Below are 23,191 nucleotides of genomic sequence, written 5' to 3' on the forward strand. Positions count from 1 at the left end.
ATGTGGCGCCTCGCCATCGCCCTACCCCTGCTGCTCTGGCTGCCGGGCTTTCTGCTCTACCGTCTGCCACGCGGAAACCGCGCGCTCCGCGCCGCGCTCCCGGCCGAGGAACGGGTTTTCTGGACGGTCGGGCTGAGTGCCGCTGTCACGTCCATCGCCGCCCTGGCCCTCGCGGCCGCGGGGGCGTACAGCCTCAACCGGGTCCTCTTGGTCAGCCTGGGACTCTGCATCCTGCTGGCCATCAAGGCCCGCGGCAACCTCCGCCTCGGCCCCGAGGCCGCACCAGTCACGCGCACCGCAGCCGCGCCAGCAGTCCTTCTGCTGCTCGCCGCAGGCATCTTCTTCTACGTGCCGCCCGCCGAGTACATCAACGGCGGACGAGATCCTGGCCTCTACATCGCCGAAGGCATCCAGCTATCGAGATCGGGATCGTTCTTTTCGGTGGACCCGCTCGTTCGCGACCTGCCGTCCGAGTTTCGCGATGCCTTCTTCATCCCGGTCAGGCGGATCTACGTGTCTTACGACCTGCGATTCCTTGGCTACAACATCGCCGATATGGACCGGGGCATGGTCGTGGGTCAGTTCCCCCACTTCTACCCGGTCTGGATCGCGATGGCATACGAGCTGAACGGCCTGACCGGCGCTCGGTACGTACATGGCCTATGGGCCATCGGGGGAATCCTGGCCGTCTACTTTCTAGGCGCCGCGCTGTTCGGCCGGCGCGCCGGGTTCGCTGCGGCGGGATTGCTGACACTCAACGTGGCGCAAGTCTGGTTCGCCCGCTACTTCATCAGCGAGCCATTCCTGCAGTGCCTCGTCTTCGCCGCCCTGTTAGCTTTCATCCGGTCGCAAGACAACCAGCACCGTTTTTTCGCTCCTGTGGCCGGAACTCTGTTGGGGCTTACCATCTTCGTCCACCTGAGCAGCGCCGTCGCCATGGCGGCACTGGCGGCCGCGGCCATCGCAGGACGACTACTCGGCGACCGCCTCCGTGCTTCCTTCTTGCTGCCGCTCTTCGCAACGGGTGCGTTGGCCGCCGCCTACTACCTGGCCGTCCTACCGCACTACGCCTTGGCTGCACCCGTGAGAACCGCTGCCGGACGACAACCGCTGCTGCTCATGTTTGTAACCATCATCGGACTGGCTGCCGGCATGCTGTTGGTGCGGTCCGCCGGCCCCCGGCTCGCCCGCCTGATGGATCGGTGGCTGCCCCCGGCGACTTTGGGACTCCTCGTGACGCTCGGCATATACGCGTTCTTCTTTCGAGAGTCGCGAAGCCTCTGGACGCAACCGCCCTTCGAACGCGAAGGCATCATCACGTTTACTTTGTACTACCTGCAGCCGCTTGGTCTCGTCGCGGCGCTTGCCGGCTGGGCGGTTGTCTCGGGGGCTCGATTCCGCCGCGCAATGCCCTTCCTGGCTGTAGCGGGAGCTTACGCGCTGTTCTATTTCTATGACGCGCGCATCACGCCCGATCACTTCTGGGCGGGGCGACGCTATATGCCGGTGCTGCTTCCCGCGGCGCTGTTGCTCGCGAGTGCTGCCGTCTTCATGCCGCTGGACGCCGGCGCACGCCGCTGGATGACGTGGTGCGCCACGCCGCGCGCCACCGCCGTGCGTGCCGCCGCAGGCGGCCTCGTGCTGGCCGTGCTGGCCGTACAGTACGGCGCCGCCACGCGCCCCATCCTTCGCCACACCGAGCATGCCGGCATGATTCCCGCGGTGGAATCGCTCGCGCGGCGGATTGGGCCGGATGATCTGCTGCTGATGTCGTCCCGCAATGCGTCGGACGCCCAGACCTTCGCCCTACCGCTCGCCTACATCTACGCCCGGAACGTCCTGCCCCTTCGCTTCAACGATCCTGATCCCAAGGAATTCAGCGCTTTTCTCGACTGGGCCCGGCCGCGCTACGACCGGATCCTGTTCATGGGGAGCGGCGGCACGAATCTCCTGACGCGCCAAATCACGCCGAAGCGGATCAGCACGGACCGGTTCAGCGTGCCGTTCTATGACCGGACGCTCAACGCGTACCCCCAGGGTGTCGATTCGTGGGAGTTCGACTTCGGCCTCTACGAGCTGTTGCCGGAGCCGGTCGCGCCAGGACCTGTCGAGATTGATGTCGGTTCGGGTTTCGATCTGTACGTCGGCAACATGCACGGGAAGGGTACGTCGAGCGAGGGCAGGTCGTTCCGCTGGACCCGCGGGACATCCACCGTGCGGATCGTCGGCACGCATCCGGAGGCCAGCGAGCTGGTCCTGACCCTGTCCGGCCGGCTGGAACAGGCAGGCATCGCGCCGGTGCAGATCGTGCTGAACGACCATCTCCTCGCCACGCTGTCGCCGGGCGACGGCTACGAACGCTACACGTTGCCGATCCCGCCTGACGTCGCTCGCGAGATGGCGGAACGCGACGAGGCGTCGGAACTTCGTATCGAGACCCAGCCGTGGGTACCGAGTCGGTTGCTGGGCTTACCCGATGATCGCACGCTGGGGATCCGGCTCGACCGCGTAGTCATCCACTGACGGTGCGCCGGCCTCCGGGCCGGCGTCCTCCGTCAACGACCACTCCGCCGCGATAGGATCGCCGACGGCATTGGACGTGTTCGAGCACCTGCAGATCGACAAGCGCTATGAGCGGTGGCTCGCAGGCACTGCCGACTTGGCGCTGGCCCCTTTGGCGGCAATCAATGCCTGGCGGCAGCCCGCAGCGAACCACGAGGCGCCGCCCAGGCGCGTGTTGCTGTTCCGGCTGGAGCGGATCGGCGACCTGCTGATGACGCTCGGCGCAATCAGCGCCGTCCGGGCGCGGCTGCCCAAGGCCGAGCTGCGGCTGGTGGTGGGAAGCTGGAACGCGCCACTGGCGCGCTGCATACCGGCGGTGGACGCGGTTGAGACGTTCGACGTGCCTTGGCTCTCACGCGAACGACCCGGATCGACACTGCGGGCCGCTACCGCGCAGTCGACCGCTTGGCGCCAGCACGACTACGAGCTAGCGATCAACTTCGAACCGGACATCCGAAGCAATGCGCTTGTGGCGGCGAGCGGCGCGCGGCATCGCGTCGGTTACGCGAGCGGCGGCGGCGGCGGCTTCCTGACCGTTGCCCTCGACTACGACAGAAGCATCCACTCCGCGGCGAACGCGCAACGCCTAGTAGATGAAGCGCTGCCGGCCGAGCGGTACTCGCCGGTGGTCGACGCGTCGAACGCCGTCCCGTTCGTCGTTCCGCAGTCGGCCCGCGAGACGGCAGACCACCTGTTGGCCGCATACCGCGGCAACGGACCGCTGGTTGGCATCAATCCCGGCGCGGGCCGGCTCGTCAAGGAATGGCCGCCGGAGCGTTTCGCCGCGGTCGCGGCGGCACTTGCGGCGGACGCCGCTGCCACCATCGTTCTGCTCGGCGGCGAAGGTGACCGTCAACAGGCGGAGGGCGTCCGGCAGGCCCTTCCGTTAGACACTGCCCTGGTTGACCTTGTCGGGCAGGCCCCGCTCGTCGACCTAGCCGCCGTGCTGTCGCGGCTGTCGGTCCTGATCACCGGCGACACCGGACCGGCCCATCTAGCCGCGGCGGTCGACACACCGGTGGTCACCATCTTCGGACCGACCGACCCGAACCGCTACCGGCCGCTGACCCCGCGCGCGGAGGCAGTACACGCCGATCTCTGGTGCCGCCCGTGCGGCCGGCTACGCCGCCCCCCCGCGCGGTGCGCCCACGGCGCGCCAGACTGTCTCACCGGAGTGGAAACCGGGGCCGTCCTCGCTGCCGCCCGGCGCTATTTGGCGTAGCTGGGAAGCCGTCGCCCCAACGCACTCCAACAGCCCCCCCCATTTGGGTAGTGCAAGGCAGCGCAGGCTTGCCTTAGGCTGCCTCGTCAAACGAAGCCCCGATACCCAATACGTTTCTACTCGTCCGCGCGGCGCTCATAGTTGCAGGTGCTGTCTGGAAGTCGTTCCCTCCTCGTTGATTGGCTCGCGCTCATCCTGATTCTGACCGCACTGGCCGTGGCCTCGTCAAAGACAAGCGGCCTGACTGCACCACACGACTTGGATCACTTCAGAGACGTCGCGCTGGCACAGACAGCTCGTGACGGCGCACCGCTATCGGACCAGTACTACCGTGACGAATGGGTCTGGTACAACCCACTGCTCCCCTGGACGCTGGCACTCGGGTCGGCGCTAACCGGCACCACCGTTGAGACCTTTCACGTTCGGGCAGGGCCATGGCTGAATCTCCTCGGCCCGTTGGCCTTCTACCTCCTGGGGATCAGATGGGTGGGTCGCACTGCCGCTTTCATCGCGCTCGCCATCTACCTGTTCTTCGCGATAGGCGACGGACCTGGCTGGGCCTACGCCACTTACTCCCCCTGGCTGTATTCGAACGACCTCGCGGAAGGCGTCTTCTTCATCTCGGCGCTAGCACTACAGGCGGCGTCCGACAGGCCCACACTGACTCGCGCCATTAGCGCGGGCGCGTTAATCGGACTGACGTTTCTCACCCACACGGCACCGGCCCTGATTCTGGTTGTAATGGCCTGCGCAGTCTTCGCCCGCCGCTGGAACATACTTCTTCTAACGGGCGCGGTAGCACTCGTCGTTGCTTCTCCATTTCTGTATTCCATCGGAGCCCAATATCACTTCCAGGTTGTCCACACGCGTCCGCTTTCCTGGACGTGGGATGCCTTGCCCACACTCAACGCGCTCCCGCAGTTCCTGAAGGACAATGCGATCCTGGTTAGTCTGGGGGTCTTCGGCGCGATCATCACAACGTCCCGTCTTCTTCTCGTGTGGCTTACCACCGCGGTGGTGCTTCTGCTGTACACCGTCTCGCCTGCCGCTCCGCTGATTCCGGCCTTTCATTTCTGGAAGTGGACGACTGCGGCCATGGCTCTTCTTTCCGGCGCCACGTTGGCGTGGCTCGGCTCCAACGCCCCAGCACATGCATGGGCAGCCGTACGCCAGCCAGCAGCCCTGCCTTCCCGCCAAGTCAACCTCCTCGCAGTCTCGCTAACCGTGGCGGCAGTGGCCTGGCATTGGCCCGTCTATGTGAACCGTGGCGACTTCTCGCCCGAGCGGACCCAACTGAGTCGCGACGACGTGGCAGCGGTGAAGTTCCTTCGTGGAGTTACGGAGCCCCAAGATGTCGTGCTCGGGGACGTTCACGCCGTGCTGAGGATCATCGGACCTGCCGGTCGGAAGACGGTTGCCCCAGATGCGTACCTGGCCAATCCGTATGTGCCATTCGCTCGACGCGCGCAAGCCCGGGAGAGCATGCTGGCCGCGATCGAGACAAGGGATGTCGGTACGTACAACGTTCTCGCACGCCAGTACGCCGTGACGATCGCAGTCACGTTGGGCTCCGACGCATGCGCCGCGGCGTTCAGCATGCTGCCCCCGCGAGCACGCTTCGGTGACGTGTGCATCGCCGGCTACAGCCACTCTGCCAGAACCGATCGCCTCGCTGCCGATCCGTGAAGTTGGCGTGCGGCCCACCCACCTGACGTGGTTTACTTGTGGCGGCCCGGACGCCGCACGACTAACAGCCCGCGATGAGCCCACCACTAGGATTGAGCATCTTTTTTCCGGCCTACAACGACGCAGGCACCATCGCCAGTATGGTGGTCGCCGCTGAGCTGATAGCCCGTGAGCTGACGGACGACTACGAAGTCATCGTCGTCAACGATGCGAGCCGCGACTGGACGCCTCACGTGCTAGAGGAACTGACCCGGGTCTATCCCCGCCTCCGTGTCGTGACGCACGCCCAGAACGGCGGTTACGGCGCTGCGCTGCGCTCGGGCTTCCGGGCCGCGACGAAGCCGCTCGTGTTCTACACCGATGGCGACGCGCAGTACGACCCGCGCGAACTGGCGCTCCTGTGGCGCCGCATGATGGACGAGCCGGACCTCGATGTCGTGAACGGCTACAAGATCAGCCGGTCGGACCCGTTGCACCGCGTCGTGATCGGCCGCATCTATCACCACACGGTGCGCCTGATGTTTGGCCTCCAACTGCGCGACGTCGACTGCGACTTCCGCCTGATGCGGCGCGCGATCTTCGATCGGGTGACGCTGACGAAGAACAGCGGCGTCATCTGTCTCGAGATGATGAAGAAGGTGCAGGACGCGGGGTTCCGGATCGCGGAAGTACCGGTCCACCACTTCCACCGCGCCTACGGCGTCTCGCAGTTCTTCAACGTGGCGCGCGTCGTCCGGGTGGGCTTCGACGTCCTGCGACTCTGGTACTTGCTCGTGATCCGCCGGAGCCACCTGACCGCCAGCGCTCCAGCGGACGACACGACCGACTCTAGCTGACTATTCCGTAAACCAGGGGACGACGACGCCGTCGATGGCGAGAATGATCGCGGCGTAGCGCAAGCCACGCCCAATCGCCACCAGGACGCAGAACGGAACGATCCCCATGCGCATCACCCCGGCCGCGACGGTAAGCCCGTCTCCGAGGCCAGGGATCCAGGTGAGGAGCAACGACCAGATCCCGTAGCGCTGGAACCAGGCCTGCGCCCGGGCGAGTTGCCGCGGGCTGGCGGGAAACCAGCGACGGTCCCGGAACCTTTCGATGAAGCGACCGAGCCACCAGAACAGCACGGCGCCCAGCGTGCTGCCAGCTGTCGCGGCCATCACCAAGCCGGGCCACGCCGCGCCCCCCGCAACCGCCGCGGCGAGGGCGGCGTCCGCGACGAGCGGGACGACGGTCGCGGCGAGGAACGCCGACGCGAAGGCGGTCAGATAGAGCAAGGCCTAAGCTGCGGGGGAAACGGACCGGACGGCGACCCTCAAGCCAATGCGCTGGGTCTCGCCACCGACCCCGGATTCGGGGTCGCGCCGCACGTGGCTGACGAACACCCAGATCTGTTCCTGACCTGCCAGCGCCTCGGCGGGCACTTCGACGGTTCGCGTCTCGGGCTGGTCGGGCGCGAGGCCCTCACAGAGGTCGCGCGACTGCCAGCCCGGCAGTTCGAAATGGCAGGACTGCGACGTCCACGGTGTGGAGACGTCGAGCGTCAGTGTCACGTCGCCTCCCTGTCCGACGGAAGACCCCGTCGCCGTCGACGGATCGAGGGGCAGGCGCGCCACCCGCGACCGGACGATCCCCTTCACCACCTCGTACTGCGGCTCGCTTTCGACCCGCGCGCGGACCGGCCGAGTATTCGCCAGCAGGGACGGCAGTTCGAAGACGGTCACCTGTGGGCTCCGCGGAATGGGCTGCGGATAGGTTTCTCCCTCGAAAACGCGCTGGACCTGCATCAAGGCGCGTGCTTCCTGGTTGCCTTCAGCGTGGTCGAACTCCGGTCCGACCACCAGCCGGTCGTAGCCCTCGAGGAAGAGTTGCACCGGGTCCATCAGTTGTTCGGTGCGGGCGGGCGACACACTGGGAACGCGATAGTTGGCTTGGGGCAAGCGCAGTTCCACCGCCATCGCGGTCTCCGGCGCCGGTTCAGTCTGGTCCAGAAGCCACGCGCTGGCCAAGTGGCGGCTCTCCGTTGCCACCGCCGAGCGGCGTTCGTCCAGCGCCCGAATCGCCGGCTGCGCCGCCAGCGCGACCACGCAGGCCGGCGCCAGTGCCAGGCCCGCGGCGCGCGGAAGGCGAGCACGGTACTGCAACACCAGTTGGACGGCACAGGCGGCGGCGATGGCGAAGAAGGGCGGTGTAACCAGCATGTTGCTGAAAGCGAAGACCCGTTGACCCAGCATCAGGGTAAGGAATCCAACCGGGAACGCCAGGATGACAAGTGCAGCCCGCCAGCGTGTCGCCAACATGACGGCCGCCCCGACGATGCCGGCGTAGGTCAGGACAAAACCGCCACCGGCCCTCGACATCCGCCCCAGGTAGCGTTGCGCGTGCTCCCAGCCCGGTTCGACCGTCGCGCCAACGTGGCCGAGGATGCCGTAGTGGATGATCTCCGTTGCCATTCCGTTCAGGAAGTCGGAGACCGCCAGCAACGCATACGGCGTGCCGATCAGGAACCCCACTGCCGAGAGACCGAGCGCGGCGATAACGGTGCGCAGATTGCACCGGCCCGACAGCGCGCACGCCAACAGCGGCGCCGCGACAATCGGCAATCCGTTGTACTTGCTCGTGACGGCCAGACCCGCCGCCAGTCCGGCCAGCGCGGCGCGTCCGGCCGTCGGATTCTCCATGACCCGTAGCGACAGCCAGACGCATAGCAGGCAGAACGCCGCCATCAGAGTGTCGACGGCAATGCGCGACGACTCGGTTATCAGAAAGGGAACGCACGCCACCAGCAACGCCGCGAGCACGGCGGGCCACGGCGACGCGACAACACGCCGGGTGATGCCATAGGTCGCGAGGATCATCACCAAGCTAAAGAAGGTGCCGACCGCCCGGGCCCACATGACGATGCGCGGGTGGGACGCCGTCCACAGAATGCCGGTCGGATCGTTTTCGTCGCTCCGTTGGATCTCTTCGATCCACGTGATCTCCCCTTCGCGGGCCGACCACAGAAACCCGCCTGCGATGGCCGGCAGGCGGATATAGAAACAGAGCGTCGGTTTCAGAAAGTAATAGGGATGGTAGTCGTTGTTCTGCAGCATCCGCACTGCGCGGTAGAAGTGGCCCGCTTCGTCCGCGTGATAGAAGTAGGGCATTCCTTCGCTGACTCGCGGGGCGCGAAACCAGAGCCCGACGAGGACCACAACGGCCAGTGCGACGAGATGCGGATGGCGGCGGAGCGCCGCGAGATTTCTCATGTCCGAGACGCTCGCCCGAGTCGGAATTGCACGGCCGGTGACGGGCGGAGTCTAGCATGCACCCGACGGGAGCAGACCGCCGCTATACTGCCCCGCCATGCAGTTCCTGGCGCGGCTCGAGCGGCTGCTCTTCAGGCAACTGGAGGCCTGGCTGGTCCTCCTGCTCCTCACGATCGTGCTGGTCGGCGCCCTTCTCTTCGCCGCCGTCGTCAAGCACCACACGGAGGGTCGGCGAAGGACCGGCGTTATCGGCGAAGTGGCCTTCTACGTGGCCGGACTTCCCGAAGAGACGCTACGAGTCTTTTCGGGACTGCGGGCCGGGTCGCGCTTCGCGACCGCGGAGTCGCGCTTCAACACCGGCGGGCTCACTGTCCACGCCGCGCCCCCGGCGGGCGACGACGGCTATCTGCTGGTGGCGCGCCACGACCCGGAGCGTAATCGCGGCGTGCTCGAACTGATGGACCTGGAGCGGCAGGAGACGATCCACGCCTGGCGACCGGATCTCGATCGGGTTGCCGAACGCATGCGCGCTGACCGCGGTCGCGTGCTGGATCGACAGCAGGGAATGACCCCGTACGTCTGGCCGGACGGATCCCTCGCGTTTCGCGGACTCGATGCATTCCTCGTGATGCTGGACCGTTGTTCCAACGTCGAGTGGGCAATTGGCACACCTCGCATCCACCATTCCGTTGAAGTGGACGCCGACGGCTACCTGTGGGCACCGAATCGACCCGAACCGCCCGTCCTACCCGGCGCTGTGGGCAGTATGTTGGACGAAGCTCTCACGAAGGTGTCACGGTCTGGCACGATCGTGTCGTCGATTCCTCTCGGCGACCTCCTGATTCGCAACGGTTACGGATCGCTCATCTACGTCATGGACCAGTACCCGATCGATCCAATGCACGTCAACGACATTCAGCCGGTCCTGAAAGATGGTCCCTACTGGCGTCGGGGCGATCTCTTCATCAGTCTGCGGACAAACTCGGTGGTCCTGCTCTATCGCCCTTCAACCGACAGGATTGTCTGGCTGCAAAGCGGTCCGTGGCTGCACCAACACGACGTCAACGTCCTGAACGACCACGAGATTTCTATTCTCAGCAACAACACGGCCCGTCTCGGTGACGGACAGTGGCACGTGCTCGGCGCAAACGAGGTCTACATCTACGACTTCGCCACCGGCGAATCACGGTCACCGTGGCGCGACGCTCTGCTGCAGCATGACGTGCGCAGCGAAACCCAGGGCCGCGCCACCGTCATCGACGAGGACGACGTTTTTGTCGAGGAGAGCGACCATGGTCGCGCACTACGCGTTTCAACCGACGGGACGCTCCGCTGGAGCTACGTCAACCGTGGACCGAACGGTAGAACCTACCAGCTCTTCTGGAGCCGCTACCTGAGTGCGGAGGAAGGCGACCCCATCGCCCAGGCGGTTACGGCGCACCCCTGCCCATGACTGGTGCGACGGCCTCACTGTGCGCCGGCCTCCAGGCCGGCAACGTGAGTCTATCTTTGTGCCGGCCTAGAGGCCGGCGAACCGGTGGGTTGCGCCCTCTGCGAACCGGCGAGCGTCTCCGCGTAGAGATCCAGCAACCGCTCGGTGACGGCCGGCCACGAGAACTTCCGCTCGACCAAGGCGCGCCCCGCCTCGCCCATCGCTAGGAGCCGCGCCGGGTTCGACAGTGCGCCGGCAATGGCGCGGGCCAGCGCCCCGGCGTCACCGGGCGGCACGAGCCAACCCGTGACGCCTTGCTGCACCTTGTCGGGAATGCCCCCCGCGGCGCTGGCGACTACCGCGCAACGATGCGCCATCGCCTCGAGCGTCACGAGCGAGCTGCCTTCGTAAAGCGTGGGATGGACGAATAGTGTCGCGGCGGCGTACCACCCATGTACGGCCTCGTCCGCCAAACGTCCGACGAAACGGATCTGGTCGCCCAAATCCGCTTCCTGTGCCTGCTTCTCCAGCGCGCCGCGCCGCGGCCCGTCCCCGACGAGCACGAGGCGCCACGCCGTCGCGCGCGGCTCGGCCGAAAGCCGCGACAGTGCCTCAATCAACACATGGAAGCCCTTGTTCGCTTCGAGGCGGCCGACGGCGAGCAGCGGTACGCTGCCGCCGTCACGCGGCACCCGTCCATTGCCGCAGGCTCCGATTCCCGGGTCGTCCGCACTCGCGTTCCCGGCGGCCGCCAGAGTGTCGATGGCATCGAGATCGACCGCATTCGGGATGACGCGGAGCCGGTCCTCCCTAACTGCGAGATGTGTCCGCACGACCGGGGCCAGTACTTCGTCCGTCGCAATCACGCGGTCTGCCGCATCGGAACATGTCCGCACCGCCGTCCGCAGCGGTCGATAGGCCAGTGTTTTCAGCCAAGCACGCGAAGGATCGGTCCCGCCGAACTCCTCCAGGCCATGGGGATTGAAGATGAACGGTACCGTTCCGATCGGATCTCGCATCCGGGCCGCTGCGTAGCCCAATGTGCTCGCGCCGTGGCCATGCACGATCTGCACGCCGCCGCCTTCGACCAGCCGGTACGCCAGCCGCCCCGCCCGCCGTCCGAAGTACGGGTAGGCGGTATTGCGATCGAGGATCGTCGTCCCGCGCCGACCGGCGAACGGAAACGTGACGTAGGGAACGAACTGCGTCTCGAATCGCCCGTCCGCGCGGGCGTCTTCAAGCCCGGGCAGCGTAGCGCCGTCATCTGCCCTCCCCTGCACCTGGGGGGTGGGCGGCGGCGTCACCAGCGTCACGCGGACGCCGCGCCGCACAAGGTGCCGCGTCATGTCCGCGACGTGCCGTTCCAGGCCGCCGACGCCGTGCCACGGCGCGACGGCCCGCGACAGCAGAACTACCCGAAGCCGTTCCGGGTTCACGCGGGCTCCCCGGTCGCCCGCGCGCAGCGCTCGACCAGCGACCCGTACACGTCTTCATGCTGCTCCGCCACGACCTCCGTGTCGAAGACGGCATCCACGCGTCGCCGCGCCGCCGCGCCGAGCCGCGCGGCCAGATCCGGATCGTGGCGCAGCCGACGCGCGTGCGCACGCAGCTCGTCGACCGTCCGGGCCAGCAGCCCCGTCTCGCCGTCGACGACGACATCGCTGACCCCGCCGGTATCCATCGCGACGATCGGGCACCCGAGCGCGCTTGCTTCGATCAGCACGCGCCCCAGCGGCTCCGGCCAGGTGGAGGGAAAGACCAGCAATGCGGCGTGCCGCATCCAGCGCAACAGCTCCGGCCGCTCCAGCCAGCCGAGGAACCGGACCTCCCGGCGAGCCGCGTGGGCCTCCGCCTCCATTCCCGCACGCGCGGGTCCATCGCCAGCCACCACCAGCGGCAGACTGAGATCTGCGGTCACCGGCAGCAGGGCGGAAGCCCCCTTGTTGGCCGCCAGCTTGCCCGCGAAGAGGACATACGGCCCGCGGTCCGGCGGCCCCGAGTGCTCGGTCTCGGCGCGGATAGCCGGTGCGTCCACCGGATTCGGGATGGTCGTGATGTCCGTGGCCTCCGGTTCCTCCAGCCGGTTGCGCAGCGTCTTCGCCACTGCGTGACTGATCGCAATCAGGGCGTCCGCCTTCGCCAGCGCCTGCCGCTTCCGGCGGAGATTTGCCCGCATGTACGGAATGAACGGGGTCGCGAGCGGCCACGCCGCACCCGCTCGCGGGCGTACGCAATGGCTCATCTGGCCCGGCGTGCACTCGGGGCAGACGGTTCCCACCGCCGGATTGAGCATCAGGTCGGTCCAATAGCAGAGCGGCCAGTAATCGCGGATGGTGCAGACGGAGGGGATGCCCGCGGCGCGCGCCGCCGTAACGCTGGGAGGCCCGCTGAGGGCGTGCTGCGCATGTACGAGTTCGATCTCGTGCTCGCGGATGACGCCCCCCAGCGCTTCGGCGAAGCGAGGCCAGTACTGCTCGTTCCGGAACCAGTTCCGGACGAACGGGATGCCTGGCGCCGGCGCGAAGACCGTGATGGGGCGGAAATCGTCGAATTCGTCCGGAGTCGCGGCGTTCCCCAGCCGTGGCCGCACGATGGTCAATTCGTGCCCCCGCGCGCGGAGACCACGCGCCAGCTCGTAGGCGCTCCAGCCGCTTCCGCCGCAAATGGGGGGGAAGACGTCGGTCACAATCAGCAGACGCATCGCTCAGACCCGCCGCCTCCGTTCTCGCGCCGCCTCGATCGCTGCGGCGAGCCGCTCGCAGTGGCGATCCCAGCCGTAGTCGCGCACCGCGCGGTCGCGCGCTGCCGCGCCGAGTCGCTGCCGCAGCGCCGGATCGCACAGCCGCTCGATCGCGCAGGCCAGCGCGGCGGGCTCTCCTGCATCGTACAGGACGCCCTCTTCTTCGTTCCCAACCAGTTGCGTGATCCGATCGATCGCCGGCGCCACCACGGGTAGTCCGGACGCCATGTACTCGAACAGCTTGAGCGGCGACCAGAAGAAGCCGAGCGACAGGGGCGGATGCCGGCCGACGTCGAAGGGAGCCACGCCGACGTCCGCGGCGGCGAGACACGCCGGCATCGCCTCATGCGCCACCGGACCAACGCACGTCACGCCGTCGACTCGCTCCGCAGCCTGCCGCACCACTGGCAGCTCCGGCCCGTCGCCGATCAGGACCGCATCGACGTCTTCACGGCCGTGTTCGCGCAGGCGCCGTATCGCGTCGACCAGGAGCGTCGCTCCGTGCCAAGCGCGGAAGGCGCCGGCGAAGACCGCCAGCGTGCGGTCCGGTCGCCGCTCGAACGGTACGTCACCGGTCGCGTCCGGCGTAAACCGCGCCGTGTCAGCGCCCCACTCCAGGCGCACGATGCGCTCCACCGGCACCCACGCCGGCAGGATGTCGGTCTGCGGTGTTACGAACAGGTCGGCGTTCCGGCACTGCCAGTCGCGCCAGCGCCGCATCGGTTCGACGAGCAGCGCCCGGTCGATCCGGCGCTTCGCGGAACCGAGATAGTCGATGACCGGCGCGTTCACCTCCAGCAGCGTCAGGGCACCGACCGCCTGCGCCGCCCGAACCCCCTCACCGCCGAAGTTGAAGTAGCGCTCGATGACGACGTCGGGTCGGATCTGCTCCGCCAGCGCGCGGATGCGCGAGGCGAGCGCCCAGCGCAGACGCCGCGCGCCGAACGGCGGACGCACCTCGATCCACGTGGCGCCGTCGTCGGGGAATGGGCCGTCGCCGCGAGTCACCGCGACGTGCACATCGTGGCCCAGGGTCGCCAATCCCCGCGCCACGGCGGTCACATGGACCGTTCCGCCGACATGGCCCGGCACCTGCTGATCGGTAGCAACGTAGAGGATGGTCACCGGCGAATCACGGTCGTGAAATCCGCAGGGCTGTTGCGGGTTCTCATGATACTCCGCAACAGCCTTGCGGATTGCCAGCACGCCTGGGCCGACCGAATGACGCGGCTCGAGGCCGTCGTTGCCACGAAGGACGAGCGGTACCAGTAACTCAACCTTCGAACAAACCGGGTTGCCCGGTCACCTTCCTGAACGCCGCAGTCGAGAGTTCGGGGTGCCGGGCTGGGATTCCGGCCTGCTTGCGGGCCGCGTGAAACATGTCGGCGATGGTGTCTGCCCAGACGCCGGCGCCGCGCATGCGCTCGCCGAACGCGGGAGCGGTGAGCTTGCCGCCGCGCAGATCCCGGACGCGGTTCAAAACCTTCTGCTTGCGGTCGGGGAAGTGCTCGTCGAGCCAGGCTTCGAACAGGTCCTTCAGGCCGTAGGGTAGGCGGAGCATGATGAAGTGCGCGAACTGGGCGCCGGCCTGGGCGGCACGAGAGAGGATGGGCGCCATCTCGTGGTCGGTGAGACCGGGCACGATGGGAGCGATGCTGACTCCGGCGGGGATGCCCCGCTCGCGAAGCTGCGCCAGCGCCTGGAAGCGCCGCTCCGCCGTCGCCGCGCGCGGCTCCATCGCGCGGCGCAGGTCCTCGTCGAGGGTGGTGATCGAGAGGGTGACGCTGACGGTGCGATGCGCCGCCAGCTCGGCCAGGATGTCGAGGTCGCGGGTGACGAGCGTGCTCTTGGTGATGACGCCTACGGGGTTGCGGAACTCGGCGAGCACTTGCAGGCAGCCCCGGGTGATCTCGAGCCGGCGCTCGATGGGCTGATAAGGATCCGTCACCCCGCTCATCGCGAGCAAGCGGGGCTTCCAGGAGCGCCGCGACAGCTCGGCCCGCAGCAACTCAGGCGCGCGCGGCTTGACGAAGATGCGCGTCTCGAAGTCGAGTCCGGCGGACAGGCCAAAGTACTCGTGCGTGGGCCGCGCGTAGCAATAGATGCATCCGTGCTCGCAGCCGCGGTAGGGATTGACGCTGCGGTCGAACGGAACGTCGGGACTGTCGTTCGACGTGATGATCGATCGGGAGGCGTCGCGGAAGTAGAGCGTCGGCTCGCCGCGAGTGAGCGTCGTATCTTCGGGATCAGCGCGAGCGTCGGCCCAGACGCTTGCGTCCGGGTCGGGCTCGACGTGCAGGATCTCGAAGCGTCCTGGCGGGTTCTTCGTCGCGCCGCGGTGGTGTCCAGGCGACACGCGACGATTGTCGCCGATCACGCGCCCGCGACGACTTCGTCGAGCAGGACTTCTATCCGTTCCGCGCGCCGCGCCCAGGTGTATTTGGCTACCTCTCTGAATGCGGCCTGCGCCATGCGCTCGGCTGCGGCCGGATCGTTCAGGACGCTACGGATGCCCGCCCCTAGCGCCGCCGCGTCTCCAGGCGCGACGAGGCGCGCGGTGCGACCGTCCTCGAAGATCTCCTGGAGCGAGACGAGGTCGGAGGCGACGATGGGCCGGCGCAGGGCGAGGTATTCGAAGAGCTTCATCGGCGAGTCGTACCGTGTATGCGGCATGTCGAGGAGCGGCGCCGCCAGCACGTCGGCCGCGGCCAGACGGTCGAGCACCTCGCCGGGCGGCACGAGGCCAGTGAACGTGAGTCGATCCGCCACGCCGTGGCGCTGGGCGAGCTCATCGAGCCGGGCGCGGTCCGGCGCGTCGTTCGGATGCCCGCCGATGATGAGGCCGTGCGCCTGCGGGACGTGCGCGAGCGCCTCGACCACGGTGTCGACTCCCTTGTAGGGGTGCAGCGACCCGGCGTAGGCAACGACCGGCGGTCCCTCGCGATGCCCTGGCGCGGCGACCGCAGGGATGCGATCGAGCCGGACGCCGTTGGGCGCGGTGGCGACGTGTTTTCGGTCGCCGAAGCGTCCGGCAAGGTCGGCAGCGAGAACACGGGTGGTGGTGACGTAGCCTTCAGCGCGCCTCCATACCCGGCGTTCGCGCCGCGTCAGCCGGCCGAGCTTCATGGCGCTCGCCCCACGTGAGCCTGTTTCGAGATGCGCCGCGGCCTGGGCGAACGACGGGCTGAAGTTGTGCGATTCGAAGACGACCGGCGGGCGCAGCGACCGCGGCAAGCGGAGGGCGGCAGCGGCCAGGATCAGGTTTGGCGTGTATACGGCGTCCCATCGGCGATCCGGCAGCCGCATCGCCATCCGCGCCAGGTAGGCGGCGCGCCGGACGGCGGGCAGACCGGGGGCGGGCGCCCGTTCGATGGTGATCCGCGGCGACGACGGCACGCCGTAAAAGGCGAACGGGTCGCGGGGCGGCGCGACGGTATCGCGCCGAACCAGCATGTGGACGTTGTGGCCGCGCTCGGCGAGCGCGGCGCACGTCTCCATGGAGTGGACGCCGTTGGCCCGCTCCAGCGGGAAGCGGATGTCGGCTAGGTAGAGGATGGTCACGGCGTCCCGGACGGCTCGTCGTAGCGTTCCGGGTCGAGGTAGAACGAGCGGCGGTCGAAGAGGTAGCGGTACGCGAGGGACGGCAGAACGCGCGGCAGCACGAACGTCGTCGTATAGGCGTTGCGGGCCAGCTCCACGCGCCCGCGATCCATCAACTGGGCGCCGTACTGTGCCATCAAGCCCACGTTCCAGATGACCCCGACGATGGCCACCGCCGCCACCGCCCGCCGCCAGACGGGGCGTTGCGCCAGCTTGAACAGCGCGGCGAGCCCTATCACCAGGATGATCGTCGTTCCGATGAAGCGCCGCTGGCCATACGTTCCTGACAGCTCCCACCGCAGGATGGAACCCGCGATATAGGCCTGCGACGCGAACATTGCGAGCAGGCAGATGCCGATCCGCCGTGCCCGCGCGTCGCCCCGGCCGTCGCCGGACCAGGCAAACCAAGTCAAACCGCCGACCGCCACCAGGGCCAGCGGCGTCCAGAAGAAGAAGCCGTGGTTTGGGTGGAACAGGACGTCGAAGAAGTGCGGCGCGTGCCACAGCATCCGGTCGTCGAGAGTGTAGGGCGTGGTGAGCTGGCCGTAGAGGGTCTGGTAGATCAACAACTGCGGCGAGTAGCAGAGCAGCGAGACGGCGGCGCCGGCCGTCACTCGCAGGACCAGCGTCCGGACCCGCGCCCAGTCGGCCGCCCGGGCCGCGCCGGCAACCGACCAGAGGTAGTCGATGGCCGGGCCGACCACAAAGAAGACGGCCTGCTCGCGCACCATCACCATCAGCGCGCAGACAGCTCCCAGCCCCATCAGGCCGCCGAGCAACCACGTCTCGCGCACACGCAGCCAGACCGCGACGAACAGCGCCGCCGCGAACGCGCCGCAGGCGTGGCTGAAGCCGGGCGCGATGTACATGTAGTGGAGTAGGGGCGTGCCGAGCCAGATGGCGAGTCCGGCGGGATGCGCCTCCCCCACCAGGCGACGCGCCGTGACAATGGCGATGCAGATGGCGAGGAAGCCGTAGAACGCCGAGCCCAGCGTGACGGCGCGCAGGTACGGCCGCGAGTAGCCATCGGCCGGCACTTCCGATCCGAACGCGCGCCGGACGCGCGTCGTCACGTCGGCCACGGCGTAGAACGGCGACCAGAGGATTGCCGGTCCCACCGTCCAGTAGCTGTAGCGAAGCCCGGTCGCCGTCTCCCGCACCAGGTAGCTCTCGTAGAAGGTCCACGCGGTGGCGATGCCGCGGTCGTAGAAGTAGCGGTATTCGTTATCGAACGAGACGTCGTGGTCGAACCAGAGTGACCGGAGGTTGGCGAAGTAGCCCACCTCGTCCGACGCATAGAGGCGCGGCGTGATGGCGGGCAGGGCGAGGACGAACAGCAGGACCGGCACGACCCACTGCCGGCTGTGGCCCAAGACGGACCGGCTGCGGCCTGCCGTCGTCATCGGCGGTCAGTATATCTCGCCCACTGAAGCGGCTCCGAACCCTGTGCTACGATGAGATCCACCCTCGCGACCAGCCGATGAAGAAGCAGTTTTCTTCGGTCCCAAAGGTGTTCCTGAGCTTTTCCATGGAGCACAAGCCGCTCGTCGAGTTGTTCCGGGATCAAGCGGTGGGCAGCAGATCTGGGCTGGTTTTTCGGGACTACTCCATTAAGGAGCCCGTTGAAGGCGCGTGGAAAGCTCAAGCAGAACGACTGATCCGGAAATCGAGCGTGACGATCTGCCTGGTCGGCAAAGACACTTGGCGCAGCGAGCCGGTGAATTGGGAAATCCGGAAGAGCGCGGAACTCGGCAAACGCATCATGGCCGTCTACCTGCAATCGCACGCCGTACGAACTCCCCCGGCGCTACTCGAGGCCGGCATAGCCCCCATGCCGTGGGACGTAGAGGCGATTGTGGATAGGCTGTACGATGACCAACGAACAGTCCATTGACAACGAACTGTTCGCCGGCCGCAAGCCAGACGACACTGACTCGGAAGCGTTGCTGGCACAATACAAGCTGTTCGTGCAGACGTCCGAGGCTTTGGCCGCTCGGCGCCAAGGCGTGAATACCTTTTTCCTCTCAGTGAATTCCATCGTGCTCGCAGCCTCTGGCCTGCTTCTGCGCGACGGGTTGCTTAACCACCTGGAGTCATTCGCACTGATCTGCCTGAGTCTCGGTGGTAGCGTGCTGTGTTTCGCTTGGTGGCGACTGATTGTCTCGTACCGCCAATTGAGCACAGGCAAGTTCGCTGTCATTCACGCGCTTGAGCGACGGCTGCCGGCACGGTTGTTCGCGGCGGAGTGGATCGCCCTCGGCTGCGGCAAGGATCCCAACAAGTATCGGCCTTTCACCCGAACAGAAACTGGTACGCCATGGGTATTCGTCGCGCTCCACCTGGCCTTTGTATGTGCTGGCCTCTATGTACTCAAGGTATAGGTCAATGAGCACACACCGGATCCACGTTTTCATCAGCCACTCATGGGCGTACTCAACCCACTACGACAAATTGACTGAATGGATATTCGGTACCAAGTGGCGCGTCGGCCAAGCGTCACTGGTTTTCCTAGACTACTCGGTTCCGAAGGATGATCCAATTCACAACGCGCCCACGCAGAAGGCACTCAAGGACGCCATCTACAGAAAGATCGCGCGCTGCCACGTGGTGGTCATTCCGACCGGAATGTATGCGAACTACAGCAAGTGGATCCAGAAGGAAATCGATGGAGCCCAAGACCGAGGTAAGCCCATACTGGCCGTGAATCCGTGGGGACAACAGAGAGCCTCGTCGGTCGTGGCGAGTGCCGCAGACAAGGCGGTTGGATGGAACAGCAAGTCGGTCGTCCAGGGGATATGGCAGCTCTACCGGGGCTGACCGTCGACAAGACAGGGTTCTGAACTGCGATGCTCGCCAACGTCCGCCGGGTCTTTTCGCACCTGGCGGTTTACGGATTGGGCGAGATCCTCCTCTTCGGCATCGGCTTTCTGCTGGTCCCGGTCTACACGCGCGTCCTGACGCCGGCAGAGTACGGCGTACTCGGCCTGCTTCTGCTGCTCCGCGCTTTTCTGCGACCGCTAAACCAGCTTGGGCTGGACGAGTCGTTTCTGCGCTTCTACTACGACTGCGGCGACGATGCGGCGCGCCGGGCGCTGACCGGGACGACGCTGGTCACCATCGGCCTCGCGAGCGGCGGCGTACTTGCCGTGCTGCTCGCCGGCGCGGACACGATCAGCCGCCTGCTGCTTGGCTCGGCCGAGCATGCCTGGACGCTCCGGGTGCTCGCCCTGAACGGCTTCCTGCAGGCGTTCCTGTGCGTCCCCCACGGCCTGCTCCGGATCCGGAACGAGCCGGCACGGTTCGCCCGGTGGACGGTGGGCGGCGGCCTCGGGGCCACGGCGGGACGCCTGCTGCTCGTGGTCGGCTTCCGCATGGGCGTGTTCGGAATCATGCTGGCCGACCTGCTGGTCTCGGTCGTGTTGGTCGCCGGCCTCTCCCGCGTGGTCGAGCGTCCCGTCGGGGGGTTCTCGTGGCAGCGGGCGCGCGAGATGCTGCGCTTCGGCCTGCCGCGCGTGCCGAACGTGCTCCTGCAACAGGTCACGATGATGTCCGACCGGTTCTTCCTGCGGTTGTCTCGTCCACTGTCGGACGTCGGCGTCTACCAATTGGGCGGCACCGTCGCCAACGTCCTGCGCATCTATCCGGAAGCGTTCCGCCGCGCTTGGATGCCGTTCGCGTTCGAGAAGATGGACGAGCCGGACGCGCCGCGGCAGTTCGCCCAGCTCGCGACGGTCGCGTTCGCCGTGCTGGTGTTCGGGACGCTGGGCATCGCGGTTCTCGCCGGACCGGTCGTTCAGATCATGACGCCGCCCGCGTTCCACGGCGCCGCAGCGGTCGTTCCATTCCTGGTGCTGGGCGTCGCCTTCCACGGCGCCGCCGTCTTCCTGACGACGTCGCTAAACGTAGCCAAACGGACGCGCGCCCTGCCCGTCGCCGCCGCTGTTGCGGCCACGGTCACGGTGATAGGCCACGTGACGCTGATCCCGCGGTTCGGCCTGCTCGGCGCGGCTGGCGCCACCGCGGCGGGTCAGGCGGCGCGCGTCATCGTGATGGCGGTGGCGGCACAACGCCTGTTCCACATCCCCTACGAGATGGGCCGGCTGCTACGCACCGCCTTCGTGGGCCTTGTCTTCTACGGCGCCGCCGGCTTTGCGCCCGCGGACGTCTCCGCGGAGGCCCTCCTCGTGCGTGGGGGCCTGCTGGCCCTGTTTCCGCCGGCGTTGCTCATCGCCGGCGTGGTCGACCAGGACGCGCTACGGCGGCTGCGGGCCCGGACGGCTGGACAAAGTGCGCCGCCGCCTTCCGAACCGGGAGAACTGGAGTGACCATCGCACGAACGGTCGAGAAGCGGTTCAAGCAGTTGCGCTCACTCGCCAGCCGCTGGACGAGCCGGTTTCCCGACGAACGCTTCATCTTCATCAGCGGCTTTCACCACTCGGGGACCACGCTCGTTCAGGAGGTGCTGCGCCAGCAGGGCGCCTTCATGTTCGTCGATGAACGCGACGACGGCGAACCGGGCCGGCCGCAGGAAACGCACCTCCGCGAACTCCATCGGCTGCGGCGGGAGGCCTGGCAGGGTGGGCACGCTTGGGCCGCGATGAAGTTCCCGAGCAACACGACGGAGGCCGTCGGGCGGCTGACGCGCGAGCTGCCGCTCCTCGCCCCGCGCTGTGCGCTGGTGCTCTGCTACCGCGATCCGGCGGCTACGGTGCTGTCGCTCGCCGGCCGCCACGGGTGGGATCCCGATCGCGCGTGGCGCGACGCCGCCGCCCAGCAGGCCGTCGCCGATGCCTGGCAGGCCTACACGGACGGGCATCGCGGTCGGGTCGTCAGACTCGCGCTGGAGGACTTCACCGCGGATCCCGAGTCCTACGTCCGGGCCATCCTCGGCCTCCGGATGGATCAAGCTCTTCCTACTGCCATAGGCGACAGAAAACGGGACCAAGGAGAAGAGTTACCAGAACTTCCCGATTCTGCTAGTCATGAGGATCGTCGCCGTATTCAGACACGCCTACCAATTTATCCGGTCGGACGCGACGACTGGCAAGACACGGCGACCGACGCCGCAGTTCTGGAAGTGCTGCACGCGATCCGCGAGCGCTACGGCACCTCGCCCGTCTTCCCGCCGACGAACTAAACTCGGCCGGGCCGGTTGGCCCACAGCCACGCCTCGTGGAGGGCGAGCGCAATCACGACGGCGCTGACCGGAATGAAGGGATAGGCATACCGCTCGAGGAAGTGCGTCCCGACGGCGAGGCCGACCGCCGTCCAAGCGACCGGCAACAGCAGGAAGGCGAGGGTGTACTCACGGCGGCACCAGACCAGGAAGGCGACGAGCCCGGCCCCTGGAAGCCAGAGTCCCCACGTGCCCCGCTGTGCAAACACCGCAGTCAGGACGAGCTGTTTTGGCCAGTTCTCGACGTAGACTTCGGCCGCAACCGCCCGCAGTGTGTCGTCCTGCCGCGCAAGACCAGCGGTGCGCCAGCCTGGATCGAGTTCGTCGGCACGGGCCGCCACCTCCCCTGTACTGTTCCGCACCCGGCGGTAGAAGCCCTCGTCGGCGTCGCGGTCGAACCGGGCGTAGCCGTAGGTGTCGGGCGTCAGCCATCGCATAGCCGGCTCGCGAAGGGCTGACAGTTGCGGCGGCAGGAACCAGGGGAACGCGCCACGCAGTTCCGACCAGGTCATCAGGCCGTACTCCGCGCGATGGGCAAGCACCTTGCCACCACCGCCGGAAATGGCGAACGCGCCGTCGTGCGTCCAGTTGCGGACCATCCACGGCAGCGTCACCGCCCATGCCGCGACGGCCAGCGCGGCAAACGCCGGCGCGGTGGACCGCCGTCGCTCCGGATGCAACCAGACGCCGGCCAACCAGATAAGTGGTACGCCGATGAGCGAGTACTGGTAGATCGCGTTCACCAACACGAGCAACCCGAGCGCAACCCCACTCGCCAAGCCGGTCAGGAGGCGCGGTCGGTTCCACGTGCTGGCCGCCAAAGCGGCATGCGCCAGCAGCAGCAGGCCGGCCAACAGCGTCGGCGTGTCCCGCTGCAGCAGGAGCAGACACAACAGGCCGCCGAGCGCGGCAGGCGTCAGACGCCCGGTGAACAGGAAGACGGCCAGTAGTGTGGCCCCTACAGTCAATCCGCGAACCGCTGCCGTGACGAAGCGTGCCCGCCATCGCACCCCGCTTCCGGCAGCGCATGACGCGTCACGAATGCACGGCCACGTGAGACTCGTAAACTCCGGAGCGGAGGCGAGGATCGCCGCGAGGTACGCGGAGTAGCCTGGAGGTTGCGGCGAGTAGGGCCCCGCGGGGGCGCCGTGCGGACCGTCGGGCTCGATAGGGCCCGGAAACCTGAATTCACCGTGTTGCGCCAGATGGTAAGCCTGCCGGCCGTGCAACTCCGGATCGGCCACCTGCGGCAACCCGTCCGCGTTGCCCGCGCCGCGCGACGCGATGGCGGCTGTCGCGCCCAGCATCAGCGTCAGCAATACCAGCAAGAGCCGGGACCTGCGCTGGGCGAATCGATCCATCATCGCGAGCCGACGGCAGCGTATCCTATTCCTCCAGATGCTGCGCTGGAGCACGATGCACTGGTGGGTGGTCGCAGCCCTGTTTCGGGAGACTTCTGCTTCGGCCTGCCAATGTCATAGGCGTGTTGACATACAACCGGTTACCGTATAGACGAGCTTTC

General features: G+C 67.1%; 19 protein-coding genes. 10 read left to right on the plus strand and 9 right to left on the minus strand.

Annotated features, from left to right (window positions below):
* The 4 genes from F4Y45_04340 (at position 1) to F4Y45_04355 (ending at position 6,306) form a co-directional block, all read left to right on the plus strand.
* On the plus strand, positions 1 to 2,523 hold the full coding sequence (locus F4Y45_04340; protein MXY23737.1) for a hypothetical protein: 2,523 nt from the start codon (positions 1 to 3) through the stop codon (positions 2,521 to 2,523).
* Between the two features lie 70 nt (positions 2,524 to 2,593).
* Positions 2,594 to 3,784, plus strand: a complete 1,191-nt coding sequence (locus F4Y45_04345; GenBank protein ID MXY23738.1) for a glycosyltransferase family 9 protein — start codon at positions 2,594 to 2,596, stop codon at positions 3,782 to 3,784.
* Positions 3,785 to 3,925: 141 nt separating this feature from the next.
* Entirely contained in the window at positions 3,926 to 5,470 is a 1,545-nt protein-coding gene (locus F4Y45_04350; GenBank protein ID MXY23739.1) for a hypothetical protein, read from the plus strand.
* A gap of 74 nt (positions 5,471 to 5,544) precedes the next feature.
* Positions 5,545 to 6,306, plus strand: a complete 762-nt coding sequence (locus F4Y45_04355; GenBank protein ID MXY23740.1) for a glycosyltransferase family 2 protein — start codon at positions 5,545 to 5,547, stop codon at positions 6,304 to 6,306.
* Here F4Y45_04355 and F4Y45_04360 read toward each other — a convergent pair whose 3' ends face one another.
* Together F4Y45_04360 and F4Y45_04365 are read right to left on the minus strand one after the other, a co-directional pair.
* Complete coding sequence (locus tag F4Y45_04360) at positions 6,307 to 6,747, minus strand: DedA family protein (GenBank protein ID MXY23741.1); 441 nt, start codon at positions 6,745 to 6,747, stop codon at positions 6,307 to 6,309.
* Positions 6,748 to 6,750: 3 nt separating this feature from the next.
* Complete coding sequence (locus F4Y45_04365; GenBank protein ID MXY23742.1) at positions 6,751 to 8,721, minus strand: phospholipid carrier-dependent glycosyltransferase; 1,971 nt, start codon at positions 8,719 to 8,721, stop codon at positions 6,751 to 6,753.
* A 97-nt stretch (positions 8,722 to 8,818) separates the two neighbouring features.
* Here F4Y45_04365 and F4Y45_04370 point away from each other — a divergent pair, with 97 nt between their 5' ends.
* Entirely contained in the window at positions 8,819 to 10,174 is a 1,356-nt protein-coding gene (locus tag F4Y45_04370; protein ID MXY23743.1) for a hypothetical protein, read from the plus strand.
* A gap of 50 nt (positions 10,175 to 10,224) precedes the next feature.
* Here F4Y45_04370 and F4Y45_04375 read toward each other — a convergent pair whose 3' ends face one another.
* The 6 genes from F4Y45_04375 to F4Y45_04400 form a co-directional block, all read right to left on the minus strand.
* Positions 10,225 to 11,589, minus strand: coding sequence for a glycosyltransferase family 4 protein (locus F4Y45_04375; GenBank protein MXY23744.1), 1,365 nt, complete (start codon positions 11,587 to 11,589; stop codon positions 10,225 to 10,227).
* Positions 11,586 to 12,854 carry a glycosyltransferase family 4 protein gene (locus tag F4Y45_04380; GenBank protein ID MXY23745.1) on the minus strand — a complete coding sequence of 423 codons (1,269 nt, stop codon included), beginning with the start codon at positions 12,852 to 12,854 and terminating at the stop codon, positions 11,586 to 11,588. The genes F4Y45_04375 and F4Y45_04380 overlap by 4 nt, the downstream gene beginning before the upstream one ends.
* Positions 12,855 to 12,857: 3 nt before the next feature.
* Positions 12,858 to 14,018 carry a glycosyltransferase family 4 protein gene (locus F4Y45_04385; GenBank protein MXY23746.1) on the minus strand — a complete coding sequence of 387 codons (1,161 nt, stop codon included), beginning with the start codon at positions 14,016 to 14,018 and terminating at the stop codon, positions 12,858 to 12,860.
* A 148-nt stretch (positions 14,019 to 14,166) separates the two neighbouring features.
* Positions 14,167 to 15,249, minus strand: coding sequence for a PA0069 family radical SAM protein (locus tag F4Y45_04390; protein MXY23747.1), 1,083 nt, complete (start codon positions 15,247 to 15,249; stop codon positions 14,167 to 14,169).
* 17 nt (positions 15,250 to 15,266) lie between these two features.
* Complete coding sequence (locus F4Y45_04395) at positions 15,267 to 16,454, minus strand: glycosyltransferase family 4 protein (GenBank protein MXY23748.1); 1,188 nt, start codon at positions 16,452 to 16,454, stop codon at positions 15,267 to 15,269.
* Positions 16,451 to 17,896 carry a hypothetical protein gene (locus F4Y45_04400; protein MXY23749.1) on the minus strand — a complete coding sequence of 482 codons (1,446 nt, stop codon included), beginning with the start codon at positions 17,894 to 17,896 and terminating at the stop codon, positions 16,451 to 16,453. Before F4Y45_04400 ends, F4Y45_04395 begins: the two co-directional genes overlap by 4 nt.
* A 77-nt stretch (positions 17,897 to 17,973) precedes the next feature.
* On the opposite strand from F4Y45_04400, the gene F4Y45_04405 reads away from it, so the two are divergent.
* The 5 genes from F4Y45_04405 to F4Y45_04425 are packed head-to-tail and all read left to right on the plus strand — an operon-like array spanning position 17,974 to position 21,630.
* On the plus strand, positions 17,974 to 18,387 hold the full coding sequence (locus tag F4Y45_04405; protein MXY23750.1) for a TIR domain-containing protein: 414 nt from the start codon (positions 17,974 to 17,976) through the stop codon (positions 18,385 to 18,387).
* On the plus strand, positions 18,365 to 18,874 hold the full coding sequence (locus tag F4Y45_04410) for a hypothetical protein (GenBank protein ID MXY23751.1): 510 nt from the start codon (positions 18,365 to 18,367) through the stop codon (positions 18,872 to 18,874). Before F4Y45_04405 ends, F4Y45_04410 begins: the two co-directional genes overlap by 23 nt.
* 4 nt (positions 18,875 to 18,878) lie before the next feature.
* Entirely contained in the window at positions 18,879 to 19,310 is a 432-nt protein-coding gene (locus F4Y45_04415) for a nuclease (GenBank protein MXY23752.1), read from the plus strand.
* Positions 19,311 to 19,339: 29 nt separating this feature from the next.
* Positions 19,340 to 20,818, plus strand: a complete 1,479-nt coding sequence (locus tag F4Y45_04420; protein MXY23753.1) for a lipopolysaccharide biosynthesis protein — start codon at positions 19,340 to 19,342, stop codon at positions 20,816 to 20,818.
* Positions 20,815 to 21,630 (plus strand): sulfotransferase, encoded by an 816-nt coding sequence (locus F4Y45_04425; GenBank protein ID MXY23754.1) that lies wholly within the window; start codon positions 20,815 to 20,817, stop codon positions 21,628 to 21,630. The genes F4Y45_04420 and F4Y45_04425 overlap by 4 nt, the downstream gene beginning before the upstream one ends.
* Here F4Y45_04425 and F4Y45_04430 read toward each other — a convergent pair.
* A complete protein-coding gene (locus F4Y45_04430) occupies positions 21,627 to 23,033 on the minus strand; it encodes a hypothetical protein (protein MXY23755.1) in 1,407 nt (468 codons plus the stop codon). The two genes, F4Y45_04425 and F4Y45_04430, sit on opposite strands and share 4 nt — an antisense overlap.
* Positions 23,034 to 23,191 lie beyond the last annotated feature (158 nt).

The sequence above is a fragment of the Acidobacteriota bacterium genome (assembly GCA_009838525.1).
GTDB lineage: Bacteria > Acidobacteriota > Vicinamibacteria > Vicinamibacterales > UBA8438 > VXRJ01.